Below are 2,393 nucleotides of genomic sequence, written 5' to 3' on the forward strand. Positions count from 1 at the left end.
AGGCTGCGTCATCCGGCAGCGACGTGATAACAGCCGCCTTGCCGCTCACGGCCTCGGCCGGCGAGGCGGCAATCGAAATGCCTTGTGTGCATGCCTCGTTGACCCGTGCCGCGCTCTGATCGAACGCGGTGACGGCATAACCGGCCTTGGCGACGAGCACCGACATCGGCAGGCCCATCTTGCCGATCCCGATGAAAGCGACATTTTTTGCAGCGTCAGTCATGGTTGTTGTCCATTGGCGCCTTCAGGCGGCGCGTCCCTGTCGTTCGATGTCCTGCACCAGCCGCCGGCCGGATTGCGCCAGCAGCTCCTTCTTCGCCTCCAGCCCCTCGACCAGCAGCCGGCCGTTCCGCTTCTTCCATGCCCCGCCGATCATGACGGACTCGATGTTGGCGAGGCCCGTCTGCATCACGACGGTCGCGACGGGGTCGTGCACCGGGAAGAGGTTGAGATCGGATGCGTTGATGATGACGAGGTCGGCGAGCTTGCCCGGCGTCAGCGAGCCGACCTGGCTCTCGCGGCCGAGCATGCAGGCGCCTTCCGTCGTGATCCAGCGTAACGCTTCGCGCACGGGGATGGTGGTGGTCGCCGGAATGGTGCCGCTGTCCCGGCGGGACTCCGCATTGTCGAGCGCCCGCTGCATCGACAGCGCGACGCGGGCGGCGGAGAAGAGATCGCCGGCCAGCACGGATTCCAGATCAATGCCGATCGTCGGCCGCACACCGCGCTTCAGCAGCCGTCCGGTGATCGGGAAGCCGTRGCCCTGGATCATCTCGTTCTCGGGCGTGACCGAGAACGACACGCCGAGATCGACCATCCGGTCGAGCAGTTCATCGGGCAGATCATTGCCATGGACGATGTTGATTCCGGCGCCGACGAGGCCGGCCGCGATCAGCTTCTCCCAGCCATCAGGCGTCTTGGCCGGCCCGCCGCCCTGGTGCATCGAGGCGATCAGCTTGAGCTCCCGCGCCAGGCGGAAATCGTGCATGGCGACGTCGAGCGTCGAATAGTGCGGTCCGAGAATCGCGAGCCCGAGCGTGACGAGGCCGTCGCGGTCGGCGAGGGGGCCAGCGAGCAGCCGCTCGACCTCGCGGCGCGGATGCGGGATCTCCGAGAAATGCGGCTCGCCGGGCTTCGGCTCCGGTTTCGGCGAGCCGTGAAAGAAGGCGGCGCGGATGCCGCTCTCGATCAGGCCGCGCACGGCGGCATCGGTATGGTCGGGCGTCGGATTGTTGTGGCACCAGTCGACCAGCGTGGTGGTGCCGCAATTGATCTGGTTCAGCGCGCCGACCAGCGTGGCGATGTAGATGTCGTCGGGCCGGAACACGGTCGCGAGCCCGGCATGCATGCGGCGGAAATATTCCAGCAGCGTCCAGTTCGCGGCATAGCCGCGTAGGCCCGTTTGCCAGGTGTGCATATGCGCGTTGATGAGGCCGGGGATGACGATGCGGTCTTTGCCGTCGACGGTCTCGGTTTCGGCCGCGCCGCTGCCGAGCTCGATCGATGGCCGAACGTCGACGATGCGGCTGCCTTCGACCAGCAGATCGCCGGTGCTGAGGTCGCCAATCGCATCATCCATGCTGATGATCGTGGCGGATCTGATCAGCGTGCGCCGCATCGCTTCAGGCCACCGCTTTGATGGCAGCGGGCGGCTCGCCGGCCCAGGCGCGCGCGATCAGGTCGCGGATGGCGGCCCGCTCGAGCGGCCGCGGATTCCAGTAGGCATTGGTGACGGCAAGATCAGCCGCCTTGTCGATGCCGCTCGCGGGCATGCCAACGTCGCGCAGCGCCAACTTTGCCCCCAGCCGCTTCGCGAGCTCGTAAAGTCCCTGCGACGCATCGGCGGCGCCGATCGCGCGCGCGACGCGCGCCATCGCCTCGGGCACGGCGGGCGCGTTATAGGCCAGCGCATGCGGCAGCACGATGGTGTGCGTCTCGGCGTGTGGCAGATCGAATGTGCCGCCGAGCGTGTGGCAGAGCTTGTGATGCAGCGCCATGCCGACCGTGCCGAGGCAGACGCCGCACAGCCAGGCGCCATAGAGCGCCTCGGTACGGGCCTCGCGGTCGTCGCTCTTGGCGGCAATGGCGGGCAGGGCACGCGCGAGTGCGCGAATGCCTTCTTCCGCCATCAGCGATGTCACGGGATTGGTATCGCGCGCGTAAAGCGCTTCCACCGCATGCGCGATCGCGTTGATGCCGGATGTCGCGGCGAGGCTCGCCGGCAGCGTCAAGGTGAGATCGACATCGTAGATCACGGTCTCCGGCAGCACGGCCGCATCGCGCACTGTGGTCTTCAGGCCTTTCTCGGTCTGGCCGACGATCGGCGTCATCTCCGAGCCGGCATAGGTGGTGGGGATGCAGAGCTGATTGACGCCGGTGCGCAGTGCCAGCGC

The 2,393-nt window shown here is 67.2% G+C and carries 3 protein-coding genes; all 3 read right to left on the bottom strand.

The window, feature by feature from the left end:
• Positions 1-223 (bottom strand): NAD(P)-binding domain-containing protein (locus AC1D00_RS36715; protein WP_477014037.1); only part of this gene is annotated, 223 nt, incomplete at its 3' end.
• A 21-nt stretch (positions 224-244) separates the two neighbouring features.
• Positions 245-1,618, bottom strand: coding sequence for an amidohydrolase family protein (locus tag AC1D00_RS36720; protein WP_477014038.1), 1,374 nt, complete (start codon positions 1,616-1,618; stop codon positions 245-247).
• Between the two features lie 4 nt (positions 1,619-1,622).
• On the bottom strand, positions 1,623-2,393 hold a 771-nt coding region (locus AC1D00_RS36725; RefSeq protein WP_477014039.1), incomplete at its 5' end, for a maleylacetate reductase.

This window comes from Bradyrhizobium sp. P2_E8, from assembly GCF_056403875.1.